Consider the following 16,733-nt stretch of genomic DNA (forward strand, 5'->3'; position numbering starts at 1 on the left):
AGTAGTGGTGTTTGCGACCACTAACACCGGCGTGCAGGAAAACTATGCGGAATTTTTCGCTTGCGGTAAAGACTCGGGAAATTTCATCTCGCAAGGCTGCCAAAGCCCCGCGCCGCGCAGTGAAATTTCTGCGAAGAACGGCGAAAATTTCGCCAAAAATTCAAAAAATGCAAACGATAAATTTAAAAACTTCTGCTTCGAGCGCAACTCCCACGCAAACCCCGCAAATTTTATCCGCGAATGCCTCGGACTAAAATCCGTCGCGATCGGAGTTTCTAGCGCCTGCACCAGCGGAAACAAAGCTCTCATCGAAGCTTCGCGCCTCATCTACGCGGGACTTTGCGACGCGGTCGTATTCGGCGGCGCCGACGCATTAGACGAGCTCACGCTGCAGGGCTTTAGCGCGCTTGAAATTTTAAGCGAGCAGCCGCTAAAGCCGTTTTCAGAGGCGCGATCAGGCACAAATCTGGGCGAAGGAGCCTGCGTATTCGTGCTTTCGCGCGAACGCATAAGCGACGTCGCGTTTTTGGCTCACGCCGCAAACTCCGACGCTTATCATATCACAAAGCCCGATCCAGGCGCGCGCATGCAGATCACGGCGATCAAAACCGCGCTAAAATCGGCGCAGCTGCAAAGCGTGGATTACATAAATCTGCACGGCACGGGCACTGCGGCCAACGACGCGATGGAGGCCTTGGCTATGAGCACCGCCCTACCCTTAGCGCCCGCAAGCTCGTCCAAATGGGCGACCGGACACACTCTGGGCGCAGCGGGGGCGATCGAGCTTGCCGTGTGCTACGAGGCGATCAGACAGGGCGTGATCCCGCCGAATTTTGCAAATGATAAAATTTGGCGCGGCTCGGAGGGTGAAATTTTTCATGGCGTGCAGACGCGGCACGGCGAGCGAAACGATGAAATTTTAAACAACGCAAGCGATCAAATTTCATGTAGCTCGGGCGGCGAAATTCTGCAAAACGCGCAGGGTGAAATTTCAAAAAGCAGCGCGGATGAAATTTTGGCTGCGTCTAAAGCTTTGCATGGCGCGGACGATAAAATTTTAAAAGACATTGCGGATCAAGCTTCGCAAACGAGCGAAATTCCGGCTGCGCTGTCTAAATTTAATCTCGCATGCGAAGCCAAAAAAGCGCGCGTAGATACCGCGATGAATCTAAGCTTTGCTTTCGGCGGAGATAACGCCGTAACCATAATAGGACGCGTATGAGAGCCTCTAGTATCCTACCGCAGAGCGGATATATGGTCTTCGCAGATGAAATTTTAGAGATTAGCGACGGATATGCGAGCTGTGCGTTTAGCGTTAAAGAGGACTCGCCGTTTACCGAAAACGGAGAGCTCGGCAGCTACGCATATATGGAGATCATGGCGCAGTGCATAGGTGCCTATTCGGGTCACCGAAACGGCGGCGAGGCAAGGCTCGGGTTTTTGCTGGGCGTACGAAACCTGGATATTTCGCGCGCAAGCCTGAAGGTGGGCGAGCGCGTGATCGCGACGGCGAGGCAGAGCGTAAGCGACGGCGAGGGGTTATATATCTTCGACTGCGAGATCCGCTGCGGCGGCGAACATATCGCAAGCGCCACGCTAAGCGTGATGAACCCGAACGATGAAATGCTAAAGAGTATAAATGGCTAAGAGAATTTTAATCACCGGAGCAAGCGGCGGTATCGGCGAGGCGTGCGCGTTAAATTTAGCGCAAAAGGGCTACGGCTTGGCGCTAAACGGGCGCAACAAAGCAAAGCTAAAAGACGTGGCGGAGCGCTGCTTGGACGCAGGCGCGGCGGAAGTTCAAATTTTAAAATTTGACGTCGCAGATACCGCTGCGGCGCAGGAGCGTATCGAAGCAGACATAAAGGCAAACGGCGCATACTGGGGCATCGTGCTAAACGCGGGCATCACGCGGGATAACTCCTTCGTGTGGTTTGAACGCGAGGATTGGCAAAGCGTGATAGATACGAATTTAGGCGGGTTTTATAACGTCCTAAAGCCCGCGCTAATGCCGATGATCCGCGCCAAAAAAGGCGGGCGTATCGTCGTGATGAGCTCGGTTAGCGGAATTGCCGGCAACCGCGGCCAAAGCAACTACGCCGCTAGCAAAGGAGGCCTAATCGCCGCGGCAAAATCGCTAGCGATAGAACTTGCAAGCCGCAAGATCACGGTAAACGTCGTAGCCCCAGGGCTCATCAAAACGGCGATGAGCGAAGGTATAAACGAAGCTGCAAGCGAGCAAATTTTAAGCGCGATCCCGCTAGGGCGCATCGGCGAGCCGAGCGAGGTGGCGCATTTGGTGGAGTTTTTGCTAAGCGAAAATTCCGCATACATCACAAAAGAGGTTATTAAAATAGACGGTGGATTATGTTAAATAGAGTAGTTATTACGGGTTTTGGCAACGTCTGTGCATTCGGGCGAGACTGGGCGAGCATAAAGCAGAATTTGGCGCATCAAAAAAGCGCCGTAGTTTATATGAGCGAATGGGATATCTTCGGCGAGGAGCTAAACACCAGGCTTGGTGCGCCGATACAAAACTACGCGCCGCCTGCGCACTGGAATCGCAAAGATACCCGCTCGATGGGCAAGGTAGCGATGTTTGGCGTAGATGCCGCGGGTGAAGCCCTGGCAGATGCGGGTCTTTTAGAAGAGGGGTGCATAAAGGACGGTCGTATGGGCGTCGCAGCGGGTAGCTGCAGCGGCGACGCAAAGGCTACTGGCGAGGTCATAGATATTCTGCATGGCAAGGATAGCACTTTCAACGCCAACTCATACGTCAAGATGATGCCCCACACCGTCGCTGCAAATATCGCGATCTACTACGGACTAAAAGGTAGGCTCATCCCCACGAGCTCTGCGTGCACGAGCGCGTCTCAAGCGATCGGCTACTCCTACGAAGCGATAAAATTCGGCCTTGCGGATATGATGCTGGCAGGCGGCGCGGACGAGCTGCACCCAAGCCAGGCATTCGTGTTTGACAAGCTCTACGCGACAAGCTGCAAAAACGACACCCCTACCCTCAGCCCCGCGCCCTTTGATATAGCGCGCGATGGACTGGTTTTGGGCGAAGGCGGCGCTATGTTCGTGCTAGAAAGCCTTGGGAGCGCACTTGCGCGCGGCGCTAAAATTTACGCCGAGATAGTGGGCTTCGGCACGACCTGTGACGGCACGCATATCACCCGCCCACAGAGCGAGACTATGCGCGCGGCGATGCAGCTGGCGCTCAAAGACGCCGCGATTTCGCCGGATCTCATCGGGCATGTAAACGCCCATGCTACGGCGACCAGACAAGGCGACGTCGCGGAATCTATGGCGACGCATGAAATTTTCGGCTCGCAAACGCCCGTGAGCTCCTACAAAGGCTATTTGGGTCATACTTTGGGCGCGTGCGGGGCGCTGGAGAGCTTCATCTCGGTGATGATGATGAATGAGGGGCTATTCTATCCGAATCTAAATTTACGTGATATCGATCCGGAATGTGCGCCGCTTAGGTACCTCACGAAGCCGCAGGAGATAAAGACCGACTACGTTATGAATAACAACTTTGCTTTCGGCGGCGTGAACACCTCTTTGATTTTTAAAAAATTTATCGATTAAAGGAGAGAAAATGAAAAAATTTCTATTTTTCGTAGTTGCGGCGCTTTTCGTCGCTAATGCGGCTTATGCCAAGAACGACATCATGCGCTTCCCTATCGCCGCGGCACTCGCAGAGCCCGACGCCAAAGCCAAGCTTGATCCGAACATAAAATTCTACTTCGGCAACAAATCCGCAGGCAGAAAGATCACGCAGCAGCTAAGCTCGAACAAAAAAACAAACAGCGTCAACAAGACCGATCAAGCCGCATGCAACCGCGCGTTTTTATCGGCACTGCTTAGCTTTCAAGACCGAGCCAAAAAAGAGGGTGGCAACAAGGTCGTAAACATCACGAGCTACTATTACAAAAACGTTTTCGTGAGCGACAAGGAGTTTGAATGCGGCGTAGGCTCGATAATGAACGGCGTCACGCTAAGAGGCTATATTGCAAAATAAACTAAGCTTCGGCGTAGCTTACGCAAGCGCGATAATTTCGGGCGAGCCGGCGGAGTTTTATAAAAATTTCGCCGCTTGCTCGGACGGAATTTCCGAAGTAAATTTAGGCGGAAATTCCGATCTCGCTTGCGATGCAAATCAAAATTTTACGTATAATTTTACGTCAAATTCTACGCAAGATTTTGCAGATATCTCGTACTGCGAGCAAAATTTCATCAATTCCGCAAATTTTACGGCTTGTGAGAATAACGAAAAAGCGGGGCGTGAGCTCGCTATAGAAGGTTTTGATGAAAATTCTATTAAGCCCCACTCGGAGCAGAGATTAAAACAAGAAGCGGTTGCGTCTAAATTTAATCCCTCGCGCAGTTTTGATCGCGGCTCCGAAAAGGCAGCGGAGCTTTATAAAAATTTCGCCGCGCGCGAGGGCGAGGCTTTACAAAAAAGTTCTGGAAAAAATTTAGAAATCGCTGCCCGCTTAAAAGATGAAATTTCAGCGCTTGAAGCTTTAAAGAAAAAGCCGGCTCTTGTGCATATTCCGCCGTTGCAACGCCGCCGCTTGGGGCTTGGGGCAAAACTTTGCATCTCGCTTTTAGGCGAAATTTCGCAAAATACGCCGCAAAGTTTAGTCGAGGAAAGCTCCTTAAATCTCGCGTCTCAAAATTTAGATGCGAGCAAAAGCCGCGCCACCGCGCAAAACCCGTCGCCGCAGGATTTTTCAAATGATAATTCTTTAAATTCCGCGAGGCAAAATTCCAAAGCAAACGAATGCTCGGGAGCCTGCGATCATGCGATGCAAAGCTCCGCGACGCAGCGCGAAGGAATGCCGCTCGTCTTTTGCTCGCGCCTGGGCGAGATCAACCGCTGCTTTAGCCTGCTAGGCTCGATGGAGGAAAGCGTCTCGCCTTCGAGCTTTTGCGTCAGCGTACTCAACGCGATCGCGGCGCAAAATGCTATTTTTACGCAAAATCACGCCGAAATTTCGACGATCTCCGCGGCGTGCGCGCTCGAAAACGGCGCAATAATCGCGGCTGCAAGGCTAAAAGAAAGCGCGGGGGAGTTCGGCTCCGCGCAGGACGCAAACGAAAATGGCAAGAACGGCGAATGCAAATCGGATAGCGACAAAATCGCCCTGCTCTGCTATTTTGAGGAGGCAAATAACGACTATCTAAAGCGCTGCGACTTCGCCTGCGCCCTACTTCTGGTGCTTCAGCGCGGAGATGACGTGCAGATCGAAATTTCGCCGCACGTTGCGGACGCAACGGCACAGAACATAGAGGCGCAAAATCCAAAACCACAAGCCGAGAATGAAATTTTACGAATCTTTAAAGGGGACGGCAAAATCCCTCTAGATACCGCAGTGGAATTTTTAGCTAAAATCCTCTCAGGCAAGCATGAATGGCGCAGCAGCGACGGGATTTTGGACTATCTTTGGCGCATCAAAGATCCCGCCAAAATCGCAGCTTTTTTAAGGCAAGATCGTGAGCGCTAAAATGGTAAAATTTCATCGCATGAGCAAGCGCGGCGAGACGAGCAAATTTGATCAAAATCCCTGGCCACGCGGAGCCGCAACGGCGAGAACGACGAGCTTTAAATTTAGCCGCTCCGCCAAACGCGGATATAGTGAAGGTTTTAAATTTAGCCGCGCTACCAAACATGAGCTCGGCCAAACAGCGCATCTTAAAAGCACTCTGAAAGGGCGCGCGCCGTGCGCCGCCAAATCGCGTTGCAATGAGGCGCGCTGCGAAGATGCGCTGCCGAGGCATACGCAACGAACCCAAAAAAATCCGCCTAAACGGTGCGAGCTGCGAGCTATAAAAATTTTACCGCAGCGGCGCGTAGAAAACACCGCGCAATTCCGCTATAAAAACAGATGCAGCGAGCCGAAACGGTACACGCGGCAAGCTGTAAATTTCATAAATTTAGTAGAGCAAGGCTTGGGCTACGAGTTTAAATTTAGCCGCGCGATGAGCCGAGTAGCCGCTCAGGCAAGATGCGCACGGCAAGGCGGTTGCGATGAATTTTAAATTTAACTGCGTCGCGAGCTATAAATTTAATCAGACGGCGCGTCGTATGGCGGCGTCAAAGCAGCGTGTATGGCGCTTCGCAGAAATTTTGTCGCAACGGCGTGCGTGGCAAACCGCGGAAATTCTACCGCAACGATATGTGCGACAAAAGATAGAAGCTCCATCGCAGCAATACGCACGACGAAGCACGCGGCAAGCTGCGGAAATTTTACTGGGGCAGCATATACGGCAAACGGTAAGAATTCTACAAAATCGCAGTTTACCGCGTGCTGCAAAAATTCCATCGTTTCGGCATATGCACGGCGCTGAGATCGACTCCGCTGAGACCATAAAAGCTCTATTGCTTCGGCACACATCGCAAAGCGAAATATTGCGCGCAGAAAACTGCGAAAACTCCGCTGCGATGCGGCGAGCGGCAAGCCGTAGAAATTTTATCGAGATCGCGCGCATGACGAGCCATCAAATCCCCGCCGAGAACCACAAAATCATCGCCGAAAACTGTAAAATCCTCATCGAGAGGCATAAAATCCCCGCCGAAAGAGGCGCCGCGTAATGAAGCAGGCAAATCCGATAAGGCGCAAGCTTAAACAGATCGGCATCGCGTTATCCTTCTCAAGCTTCGGCGCGCTGTGTATGATAGGCAACCTGCTCTTCCTCCCCGTAGCGCTGCTGAGGCTAAACCGCATAGAGGTCGTGCGAAATTTCGTGCGCGATTTTATAATGATCTCGTGGCGCATATTTTTGCTGCTAGCGCGTCTTTACGGCAGCATCGGCGTGAACTGGCGCTGCAAGCTCCCGCCTAGCGGCACTCTCATCATCGCAAACCACCCTAGCCTGCTTGACGTGGTGATCTTTTTGGCTCACGTGCGGCGCGCAAACTGCGTAGTCAAGGAAAGTCTGTGCAAAAACCCCTTCCTCTCCGCTGCCATCGCAGCCGCAGGCTACATCCCAAACACCGGCTCGGAAGCGATGATAGATGCGTGCCGCAGCGCCCTTGAGCGAGGAGAAAGCCTAATCATCTTCCCCGAGGGCACGCGCACTGCAGATCGCATCGCCATGCACAAAGCGGCGTTTTACATCGCGATAAATTTCGCAAAAAATATGAATTGCATCGCGATAAAAATGGATCCTAAAAGCCTAAAAAAAGGACAAGTATGGTACGATACGCCCGAGGTTCGGATGAAGTACGACCTCTACGAGCTGTGTGCGCTGGATCTAACGGGCTTCGAGCCGGATCGCCCAAACCCGATCCGCGTACGCAAACTCTACGAAAAAATATCAAATCTATATGAAAAGGAGAATCTGTGAACGAAGAAATTTTGGAACTTAAGGAGCTGATCATTTCGGGGCTGAACCTCGAAGACGTCGCGCCTGGCGACATAAATGACGATGAGCCGCTTTTTGGCGACGGGCTGGGGCTCGATTCGGTCGATGCGCTGGAGCTAGGGCTTTTGGTGCAGAAAAAATACGGCATCGTGCTTAACTCAAAAACCCAAAATTTAAAGCAAATTTTCTCATCCGTTGCGTCTTTGGCGCAATACATCGCCGAAAATAGGAGTAAAAATGAGTAAAGATGAAATTTTTGAAATTTTAAAAAAGGCGCTCGTGGAGCTTTTCGAGATCGACGAGAGCAAGGTCGTGCCGGAGGCTAAAATTTACGAGGATCTGCAGATCGACAGCATCGACGCGATCGATCTGGTCGATTACGTCAAGAAAAACACGGGTTATAAGCTGATGCCCGATGATTTTAAAAATATCCAAACTCTCGGCGACATCGTGGATGCCGTAGCCGCAAAGCTCGATCAGGGCGCGAGCGGGGAAAATACCGGCGGCGAGAGTTAAATTTCGCCGTGCGGCGCGGCAAGATCGCGTGCGTTGCGGTTTGGTAGTTTACTTTGCGGCGGCACAAAGACGGCGGGCGAGCGGATAAACATACGGTGTCGTTTGTTTGACGGCACGCGGCGGTTTGATAACGTGCGGCGAATATTGATTAAAGGTGCGAGGCAAACGGCGAACATTTTAATTGAAAAAGCATGGAGCGAGCGGCTTTTACGGGCTTAGCGCTTAAGCGGCACTGCACAAAGCCCACTTACCTGCCGCTTTTAAGCTATTATGCAAAGCGCTTTGCGGATCAAAATTTTAAAATTTAAATCTGCGAGCCCAGGTGAAATTTTGAAATTTTAAAAGGCATTGTTTCTTTTGCGATCGCTGTTTTCATAAAATTTCAAAATTTTAAAATTTCGGCTAAATTTAATTTAGCGGATTTAATTGCAAGTGCGGCGCTGCGAGTTAAATTAAGGTGCGGCTAAATTTTAAGATGCGGCTAGAATTTGAAGGCGGCAGGCGCGGCTGAATTAAAATTTTAAAAGCATGGCGCACAAAACCGTGACGCCGAGGTCAAATTTAAAGTATCTCGGCGCGGTATAGATCGCAACGATCTCGCTGCTAGCAACAAAACCAAAAAACCGCCACGGCAAAACCAAAATCGCAGCAGCAAAAGCCTAGCCAGCCGCGGTAAAAACCAAGCCCTCGCGGCTAAATTTAAGGATTACAAAGATTGCGACGAACGATATTTTTAAAAACAGCTACCATAATTTTGAGCGTGTTTTACCCTTTCGGTCTCTATTTTTTGCACGGCGGCGTGCGGGTCTGCTTGCTCGCGGCGATGAGCGCGCTATGGGGAGCGCGAGCTGTTTTTGAAAGTAAAGATCGCGCTATTAAGGGCGCGAGCGCGGCATTTTTTGCGTTGTGCGCCCTTTTTGGCAGCGGAACGCTCGCGTACTTGTATCCGCTCATAATAAATTTCTCGCTCGCGGCGCTTTTCGCGCTCAGCCTAAGATCGACGCCTGCGATCACGCGTCTGGCGCTTTTGAAGCAGCCAGGTCTCAACGAGCACGGCCGCGCCTACACGCGCAAGCTGACCGAAATTTGGCTCGGATTTTTCGTGCTAAACGGTCTACTTAGCGCGGCGCTGCTGCTACCGAGAGATAAAATTTATTGGAGTGTTTACTGCGGCGCGATCTCATACGTCCTCATCGGCGCGCTGATCGGCGGCGAGATGATTTTTAGGAAATTTTATGTTAAAAAATTTGATTAATTCTTTGAAGCCTTACGAGCGCGAAATCCTTGCCGCGGCGGCTCTTGCGCGCGATTTGGCAAAAACTGGATGCAAGCAGAGCGAATCGGTAAGCTTAAAAGGCGCGGAAAATTCTAGTAGAAGCGCAAATTTCAATGACGCGGAAAATTCTAGCGGCGGTACAGATACCGCGCACGCCACGCAAACGGCGCAGACGCAAGAGCAAAAGCGCGCGCCTATGATTGAAATTTACGGCGAGGACGCGGCGGAGTTCATTGCGTTTTTTTTCGGCGCGCTGATTGCGGATTTTGCGCCCGTGCTGCTACGAGAGCCCAAATTTAGCGGCGAATTTCATCTCGGCGGCGACGTGAAAATTCCAAATCTCGCCACAGCGCAAAATTTAGACGAATTCAGCCCTAATGATTTAGAAAACATTTCGCCTCCGGGTACGGGAAAATCTGTGCCTAAAATTTCATCTAAAAACGCGCCGCAAAATCACGCGCCGTGCGAGCAAGAGGCTATCTCTTTGCATCTGCTGCGCGCGGATCAAAAATTTTATATCAAAACTTCAGGCTCCACGGGCGAGGCGAAAAATATCGAAAAAAGTCTGCGCGATATGATTTTGGAGGCGGAATTTTTAGTAGAAAGATTCGGTCTTTGCGCAAGCGATCGATTTTTATCGGGTGTCTCGCACCAAAATATGTTCGGGCTTACCTTTAGCATCTTCGTGCCGCTGCTTTGCGGCTCGCGCACGCAAAAAGGCGGTCTAAACTACCCTGAAATCATCCTCGCAGCCGATCTTGCGGGCGCGGTGCTGATCAGCTCGCCCACGGTGTTAGGCGCGCTGTGCGAGCATGCAGATGCCGCAAACATAGCGCCTTTGGGCACCATTTTTAGCGCGGGCGCGCCGTTAAGTTCTGCGATCCGAGATAGGTTGGCAGCGCTTAGCAATGCTCACATCGTCGATATTTACGGCTCCAGCGAAACGGGCGTGATCGCTTGCAACGAAGGCGCGGGACTTAAGAAATTTGCCCCCGTAAGCGTGCAGATCCGCACAGATATCGATAGCGGCACGGCAAAACGCAATGGGGCATTACCCGCTACTGCCGATCCTGCGGCAAGCTCTTGCGGCGAAAATTCTGCGGCAGAGCCTAAAACGCGCTGTGCGGGCGAGCAAAATGCGGACGGGCAAGACACAAACCGCTCGGGCAAGCAGGTGTCTAAATTTAATGCAGACGCTGGCAATAAAACCGCAGCCGGCCCAGAAAACAGCTCCGCACCGAGCTCTGCGACGAAACACGATGATAAATTTGCGCAAGAGGGCGAGCTTTGCGATAAATTTGGGGCAAAGCAGCCCGCCGACAATTTTTCGCAAGCGGGCGAGTTTACGATCAGCTCGCCTTGGTGCGAGCGCTTCGAAAGCCGCGATTTCGGCTATGTGCGCGCAGACGAGATCACGCTTTTGGGGCGAGGCGACCGCACCGTGAAAATCAACGAAAACCGCGTGAGCCTCGATCTACTCGAAGCCAAGCTCCGCTCGCACGAATTTATCGGCGAATGCAGGATCGATCTGCACCCGCAGCGCGACCGCGCCGTAGCTCTTATCAAGCTTAGCGAGTGCGGCGAGCAGGCATTTCGCGTAGGCGGCAAAAAGGGCGTCACGGACGAGCTAAAGACCTTTTTGAAGCCCGAATTCGGCGCGATTTTGCGCTACTTCAAAATCGCAAGCAAGCTGCCTTTTAACGAGCAGGGCAAGCTAAGCAAAAAGGACTTTTTAAGCGCTCTGCAACGCTACGAGGTGCCCGTTTTTGAGTGGAGCGCGGAGAGTGAGTTTCGTGCGAAGGTGCGCGCTAGCGACTTTTATTTCGACGGACACTTTGCGCGATTTGCGCTGGTGCCTGCGTTTATGCAGCTTCGCTTCGTATTGATCTGCGCAAAAGCCCTCGGTTACGAGCTGGACGGCACGCAAAAGATAGAAAATTTAAAATTTACGAATTTCATCCGCCCGGGCGATGAGATTTCGATCAAAATCACCGAAGCGAGCGGCAAACTCCGCTTTGAAATTTCAAACGACAAGGTCTGCGCCAGTGGAAGAATTTGCCTTTAAGCCCGCGTTTTTGCTGCCCTACTTCAACCACCCCGCACGCATCGCCGAGCTCGTGCATGCACTGGCGCCCATCGCGCCCGTGCTGATCGTGGACGACGGTAGCGACGAAGCGAGCAAAGGTGCGCTAAAGGGGCTTGCGGCTCAAATTTACACCCGCGCGCAAAACGGCGGCAAAGGCGCTGCCGTGTGCGACGGACTGGCGTGGGCGAAGGAGCTTGGATTTACGCATGCCTTTCAGATCGATGCGGACTTTCAGCACGACGTAAGCAGATGCGAGGAATTTTTGACGTTTGCGGCGCGCCAGCCCGCCGCGCTGATCTGCGCCGCGCCCGTGTATGACGAAAGCGCGCCCAAATCCCGCCTGCACGGACGCAAGATAATGAACTTTTGGTGCGTGATAAATACCCTTTCGCACCGCATAAAAGACGCGATGTGCGGCTTTAGAATTTACCCGCTAGAGGGGATCGTGCCGCTTCTGCCCCGCACCAAAAACCGCAGAATGGGCTTTGATGCCGAAATTTTAATCCTGGCCGTGCGCGCGGGGCTAGAGATAAAATGGCTCGATCTGGCGGTGCGCTACGAAGCAGGCGGAGTGAGCCACTTCGCGCCGTTTCGGGATAATTTCGGAATTTCGCTGATGCACGCGAGGCTATTTTGCGGGCTCCCGCTTTGGCTTGCAAGAATCGCGCTAGAGCGCGCCTGCGATAAATTTAAAAAGCGCGGCTTGCAGGATGTTTCGCAGCAGAGCGCAGATGAAATTTTGCAAGGGCTAGTGAGACAAAACCTTTGCAGCGGCGCGCGGCGCGATAGTTACAAAAATACAAAAGAGGAGATGGACGGCGGCGTAGACGAAAAAGCTGGTACCGAAAAATGCGGCGATAAAGCCGCAGCACAAAGCTCACAGGCGGAAAATTCAGCGCAAAACCCGCTCGTAAAAGCCTCATCGCAACATGCCGCCGCAAAGGACGGGCGCGATGGCTAAGCACTGGAGCGAAAACAACGAAAAGGCGGGCGCGGCGCTTTTAAATTTAGCCCGCTTCGTCACGCTTCACACGCCCGATTTTTGCATGCGAGGCACCGCGCTTTGCATCTCGGCGATCTATTTTGCGCTGCTTAAAAACGAACGGCGCGCAATCAGGGAGTTTTTGCGGCGCGCGCTTGATCGCGAGCCCAAGATTCGCGAAATTTACGCGAATTTTTATAAATTTTCCCTCAGTCTGTGCGAAAAAATCGCAGTTTGGAACGGTAAGATCGCGCTAGATCAAATACGGGTGCAAAGCGGCATGAAGGAGCTTTTAAGCGACGGAACGGGCAAAATTTTAATCACTTCGCACTTCGGCAACACCGAGATCGCGCGCGCCCTTTCGGCAAGCACGGCGGGGATAAAAATCAACGTGCTGATCTTTCGCAAACACAGCGAAAATTTTATGAAATTTATTGAAAAAATGGGCGGCGGCGTGAAAATTCTTTACGTCGGCGAGCTCGGTATCGGCGAGATGCTGCAAATCAAAGAGCTTCTGCAAAACGGCGAACACATCGCGGTAATGGGCGATCGTATGCCAGTGGGCTCGGATAAATTTCAAAGCGAGGATTTTTTAGGACGCAGCGCGAACTTCCCGATCGGCGGCTATCTGCTCGCTAAAATTTTGGACGCGCCGCTATTTAGCCTATGGTGCTACGAGGGGCGCAGCGGCCACGAGCTTCGGCTGCAGCCGCTGCCTGCGCCGCTAAAAAGCCGCGATAAGGCGCGATCTGTAGCGGCGCCGCTTAAAAGCTACGTGCGGCAGCTCGAGCTTTATGCCAAAGAATTTCCTTCTCAGTGGTATAATTTCTTTGATTTTTGGGCGCAAGAAAAAAATGCGAGCGCTGCAAAGCGCGACGGCGCGCAAAATTTCGGCGAGACGGGTTCAAACGCTGCGTCAAATTTAAACGATACGGCGTCAAATTTAAAAATTACGGTGGACTCGGATACTGCGCTAAATTTAAATAATTCGAATTTGAGCGCTGCAAAATCCGCCGCGCAAGACGAAAAATTTCATAGCGGAGAGAAGAATGAAAGAGTATAAATTTCGCGCCAGATTTTACGACGCCGATCCGATGGGCGTGATGTGGCACGGCAACTACGTAAAGCTCTGCGAGGACGCTAGATGCGAGTTTTGGCGCGACGCGGGCTACACATATATGCAGATGAGAGATGATGGATTTATATATCCCATTATCAAAATGGAGTTTAAATTTATCGCGCCGATACTTTTTGACGACGAGATTGCGGTGAGCATCGAGCTGCTTGAGTGCGACACGATAATAAAATTTTCCTACCGCATCAAAAGCCTATCCGGCGCGCTCTTAGCCAAGGCAACTACGTCGCAAGCCGCGGTGGAGCTTGACTCTAAAAAGACGCTATATGAGATACCGCCGCAGCTAAGGGCGTGCGCGGATAAAATTTTGGCGGGGAAAAATCCCGCGGGTAAAATTCCAGCGGCAAATAAAATTTCGGCAGCAAATGAGATTTCGACGGCAAGCAAAGCCGCGTCCGAGCGAGACCGCCCTAAAAACGCCGCGGCAAATGAAATTTTGCCCAGCGATAACAGGCAATGAAATTTTAGCGAGCATAAATTTAAAGGACTACGATGAAAATTTTAGCTTTATTTTTGGCGATTTTGGGACTTGCGAGCGCGCTTGAAGTAAGCGATCTGGCGCTTAAGACTGATAATATCGGCGGCAAATTTAGCGAAACGCTCAGTATCGAGGGCTTTGCCGAGCCCGTGCGAAGTAGCGGCGAGTTTAGGATCAAAGGCGGCGAGCTATTTTGGACGACGTTAGAGCCGGTGCGAAGCGAGCTAAAAATCGGCGCGGACGGCATTTTTGAGCGTAGCGGCGCGGCGTGGATCAAAAGCGCCGATTCGCTTTTTGATAAGGACACCTTTTTAGCGATCTCGCGCCTGGACGTAGCGCGGCTTAGCAAAAATTTCTCGATCGCGCTAAGCGGCAGCAAAGATGCGTGGCGCGCCGAGCTAAGCCCAAAAGGGATGCTGCAAAATATCTTTAAAAATATCGTGATCGAGGGCGGTGCCTACGTCAAAGTGCTGCGGATCAATAGCGCTAACGGCGACGTGAGCGAAAACGTATTTTCGGGCGTCGTGAGCTTAGATGAGTAAGAGCGCGATCCTAACGGTATTCGGCGCGGTTTTCATCGCGCTTTGCGCCTTTATAGCGCTAAATTTAAACCGCGTAAATTCCGATTTTTATGAGCTGAGCGGTATTGAAATTTCGGGCGAGCAGAAACAGAGCGTCGAGGATTTCAACCGCGAGATCGCGAGGCAAATCATCGTCGCAAGTGCGGAGAGAGCGAGCTTTGACGCGTTCATTGCGGATATGCAAAAAAGCGGGCTTTTTGAGAGCATAATTTATGAGGTAAAGGACGCGAGAGTGTATCAGAGCGAGCTTGCGCGCTTTGCGCCCGCGATGCTCGATGATGCTAGCGTGGAGCTTTTAAAAAGCGATCCGCAGGCCTTTTTTGAGCGTAGCGCGCGTGAGCTTTATTCAAAATTTCGTCCGCTTAGCCTCTCGCAGGACTTTTTCTCGCTTAGCCTTCACTCGCGCCTCGGCGCTCGCGGCGCTATCAAGCTCGATCCTGCGCAAAACCGCTTTATTACGATCATTGACGGCGCGCCGCACTACCTCGCTACGGCCAAGCTCGCTCCGAAAGCAAATGACGACGCGCTTAGCGCGCTTGTGCGCGAGGCGCAAAAAAGCGAAATTTTAATCTCCGGCACCGCCCTTTTTAGCGCATTGGGTAAAAGTGCTGGCGTGCGCGAAAGCTCCGTCGCGGGCGCCGTTTCGCTTAGCCTGTGCGCGGCGCTGCTGCTGGCGGCATTTTCGCGCGCACGGATCTTCTGCCTGCTGCTGCCCGCACTTTTCGGGCTTGCCTGCGGCGTAGCGGCTACGATGGCGATCCGCGGCTCGATCCACATCCTAAGCGCCGTGGTTTCGACGAGCCTAATCGGGCTGATGCTAGATTACGCGGTGCACTGGCTGGGCGCAAATATCTCGCGCCGCATCGAAGCTCGCTCGATAAAAAGCATGCGAAACATCCTGCTTCTAGGGTTTTTCATCACCGCAGGAGGCTACTTCGTATTTTTATTTAGCCCGTTTTTTCTGCTCAAAGAGATCGCGATCTTTGCGATAGCCGCACTTGCGGGGGCGTTTTGTTTTAGCTACTTCGCCCTGCCGCTGCTTCTTGAAGGAGCGGAATTTTGCCCCGCCCCGCTCTTTGCAAAAGCTCTTGAGCTCTACGCAAAGGCGCTTTGCAAGATAAACCTAAGCCTAAAAGCGCTCGCCATCGTTTGCGCGGCGCTGCTTGCGTTTTTGTATTTCAGAATGGAGCTTAAGGACGACGTCAGCGAATACGCGAGCTTGGATAAAAACCTGATCGCGATGAGCGCCAAGCTCGCAAGCATCGGAGGCTCCAGCTTCGATCTGATAGTGGGCAACAACGCGGGCGCGGTAGCCAAAGAGGCCGTAGCGCGCGGTCTTGCGGACTCATACACCGGCGCGCCGATTTTGGATCCAGCTACGCAGAGCTTTATCAAGCAGGCCTTTGCAAACTACGATAGAAGCGCATTTTTAAATCTCGGACTTAGCCGCGAGCTCGTGGACGCAAACTTTGCCAAGATTGCAGATGCGCCTATTTTAAGCTACGAACAGGCTAGGAGCTCCGTTCTTTTTGCCGCGATGCCGAGCATCGATCCGCATATCGCTTTTTTGCGCGGCGTGCGCGATAAAGCTGCCGTAAGCGAGCTTGCCGCGCAGATGGGCACGCTGCATCTAAATATGCGAAGCGCCATAAGCGAGGCGTTTTCGCAGATCAAAATCAACGCCTTGTATCTGAAATGCGCCGCATACGCCCTCGCGCTCGCACTGCTGTGGGCGTTTTTCGGCGCGCGGACGGCGTGGCTGATCGTCATCTGCGTTTTTGCGACAAATTTGGCCGTGCTTGCCCTGCTTAGCGCATTCGGCGTGAGCGTGAATATTTTTGCGATCTTTGCGCTGATCCTATCAGGCGCCGTGGGGATAGATTATATGATCTTTGCAAACAACGATAAGATGGCGCTTAGCGATAAAATTTTCGGCATCACGCTCGCGTCTTTAACCAGCATAATCTCCTTTTTCACGCTCGCTTTCAGCTCCACTAAAGCCGTGGCGCTGTTTGGGCTCTGCGTCAGCCTAAATATCGCGCTAGCGGCGATCTTGGCGCAAGTTTTAGCGGCGAGCAAGAAAAGCTAATCAAGCGAAAGCCAAAGAGCGGAAAGCACCGAATAGACGCTCTTTACCCGCTTGCAGATAAAATTTTATGAAAAAGCGTGCCGTAAATTTATGCAGCCGCAGCGGATGAAATTTAATCTAACTCGCCGCGAGATAAAATTTAGGCGGATGAAATTTAATCTAACTCGCCGCGAGATAAAATTTAGCTTGTCGTGACGCAAGATAAAATTT

General features: G+C 52.1%; 19 protein-coding genes. All 19 read left to right on the forward strand.

Annotated elements, in window-relative coordinates:
- On the forward strand, positions 1 to 1,222 hold a 1,222-nt coding region (locus tag Q0198_RS03475; protein WP_297895029.1), incomplete at its 5' end, for a beta-ketoacyl synthase N-terminal-like domain-containing protein.
- Positions 1,219 to 1,647, forward strand: coding sequence for a hypothetical protein (locus Q0198_RS03480; protein ID WP_297895031.1), 429 nt, complete (start codon positions 1,219 to 1,221; stop codon positions 1,645 to 1,647). The genes Q0198_RS03475 and Q0198_RS03480, both read left to right, overlap by 4 nt.
- The gene (fabG, locus tag Q0198_RS03485) at positions 1,640 to 2,374 is read left to right on the forward strand and encodes a 3-oxoacyl-ACP reductase FabG (protein WP_297895033.1); all 735 of its coding nucleotides are present in this window, start codon (positions 1,640 to 1,642) and stop codon (positions 2,372 to 2,374) included. Before Q0198_RS03480 ends, fabG begins: the two co-directional genes overlap by 8 nt.
- Positions 2,368 to 3,597: a beta-ketoacyl-ACP synthase gene (locus Q0198_RS03490; RefSeq protein ID WP_297895036.1), complete on the forward strand. Its 1,230-nt coding sequence runs from the start codon at positions 2,368 to 2,370 to the stop codon at positions 3,595 to 3,597. Before fabG ends, Q0198_RS03490 begins: the two co-directional genes overlap by 7 nt.
- A 10-nt stretch (positions 3,598 to 3,607) precedes the next feature.
- Positions 3,608 to 4,030: an excinuclease ABC subunit A gene (locus tag Q0198_RS03495; protein WP_297895038.1), complete on the forward strand. Its 423-nt coding sequence runs from the start codon at positions 3,608 to 3,610 to the stop codon at positions 4,028 to 4,030.
- On the forward strand, positions 4,020 to 5,519 hold the full coding sequence (locus Q0198_RS03500; protein ID WP_297895041.1) for a beta-ketoacyl synthase chain length factor: 1,500 nt from the start codon (positions 4,020 to 4,022) through the stop codon (positions 5,517 to 5,519). Before Q0198_RS03495 ends, Q0198_RS03500 begins: the two co-directional genes overlap by 11 nt.
- Positions 5,509 to 6,054 (forward strand): hypothetical protein, encoded by a 546-nt coding sequence (locus tag Q0198_RS03505; protein ID WP_297895043.1) that lies wholly within the window; start codon positions 5,509 to 5,511, stop codon positions 6,052 to 6,054. The genes Q0198_RS03500 and Q0198_RS03505 overlap by 11 nt, the downstream gene beginning before the upstream one ends.
- A 69-nt stretch (positions 6,055 to 6,123) precedes the next feature.
- A complete protein-coding gene (locus Q0198_RS03510) occupies positions 6,124 to 6,363 on the forward strand; it encodes a hypothetical protein (protein WP_297895046.1) in 240 nt (79 codons plus the stop codon).
- Between the two features lie 61 nt (positions 6,364 to 6,424).
- Complete coding sequence (locus Q0198_RS03515; protein ID WP_297895048.1) at positions 6,425 to 6,607, forward strand: hypothetical protein; 183 nt, start codon at positions 6,425 to 6,427, stop codon at positions 6,605 to 6,607.
- The gene (locus Q0198_RS03520) at positions 6,607 to 7,362 is read left to right on the forward strand and encodes a lysophospholipid acyltransferase family protein (protein WP_297895050.1); all 756 of its coding nucleotides are present in this window, start codon (positions 6,607 to 6,609) and stop codon (positions 7,360 to 7,362) included. Before Q0198_RS03515 ends, Q0198_RS03520 begins: the two co-directional genes overlap by 1 nt.
- Positions 7,359 to 7,625: a phosphopantetheine-binding protein gene (locus tag Q0198_RS03525; RefSeq protein WP_177388711.1), complete on the forward strand. Its 267-nt coding sequence runs from the start codon at positions 7,359 to 7,361 to the stop codon at positions 7,623 to 7,625. Before Q0198_RS03520 ends, Q0198_RS03525 begins: the two co-directional genes overlap by 4 nt.
- Positions 7,618 to 7,896 (forward strand): acyl carrier protein, encoded by a 279-nt coding sequence (locus Q0198_RS03530; protein WP_297895053.1) that lies wholly within the window; start codon positions 7,618 to 7,620, stop codon positions 7,894 to 7,896. Before Q0198_RS03525 ends, Q0198_RS03530 begins: the two co-directional genes overlap by 8 nt.
- A 715-nt stretch (positions 7,897 to 8,611) precedes the next feature.
- A complete protein-coding gene (locus tag Q0198_RS03535) occupies positions 8,612 to 9,151 on the forward strand; it encodes a DNA gyrase subunit B (protein ID WP_297895056.1) in 540 nt (179 codons plus the stop codon).
- A complete protein-coding gene (locus Q0198_RS03540) occupies positions 9,132 to 11,237 on the forward strand; it encodes an AMP-binding protein (RefSeq protein WP_297895059.1) in 2,106 nt (701 codons plus the stop codon). Before Q0198_RS03535 ends, Q0198_RS03540 begins: the two co-directional genes overlap by 20 nt.
- Positions 11,218 to 12,219 (forward strand): glycosyltransferase family 2 protein, encoded by a 1,002-nt coding sequence (locus Q0198_RS03545; RefSeq protein ID WP_297895062.1) that lies wholly within the window; start codon positions 11,218 to 11,220, stop codon positions 12,217 to 12,219. Before Q0198_RS03540 ends, Q0198_RS03545 begins: the two co-directional genes overlap by 20 nt.
- Complete coding sequence (locus tag Q0198_RS03550) at positions 12,212 to 13,303, forward strand: hypothetical protein (protein ID WP_297895065.1); 1,092 nt, start codon at positions 12,212 to 12,214, stop codon at positions 13,301 to 13,303. The genes Q0198_RS03545 and Q0198_RS03550 overlap by 8 nt, the downstream gene beginning before the upstream one ends.
- Entirely contained in the window at positions 13,290 to 13,835 is a 546-nt protein-coding gene (locus tag Q0198_RS03555; RefSeq protein WP_297895067.1) for a thioesterase family protein, read from the forward strand. The genes Q0198_RS03550 and Q0198_RS03555 overlap by 14 nt, the downstream gene beginning before the upstream one ends.
- 32 nt (positions 13,836 to 13,867) lie before the next feature.
- A complete protein-coding gene (locus Q0198_RS03560; RefSeq protein ID WP_297895068.1) occupies positions 13,868 to 14,395 on the forward strand; it encodes an outer membrane lipoprotein carrier protein LolA in 528 nt (175 codons plus the stop codon).
- Positions 14,388 to 16,523: a hypothetical protein gene (locus Q0198_RS03565; protein ID WP_297895071.1), complete on the forward strand. Its 2,136-nt coding sequence runs from the start codon at positions 14,388 to 14,390 to the stop codon at positions 16,521 to 16,523. Before Q0198_RS03560 ends, Q0198_RS03565 begins: the two co-directional genes overlap by 8 nt.
- Positions 16,524 to 16,733 lie beyond the last annotated feature (210 nt).

The sequence above is a fragment of the uncultured Campylobacter sp. genome (assembly GCF_938045205.1).
Taxonomy (GTDB): domain Bacteria; phylum Campylobacterota; class Campylobacteria; order Campylobacterales; family Campylobacteraceae; genus Campylobacter_B.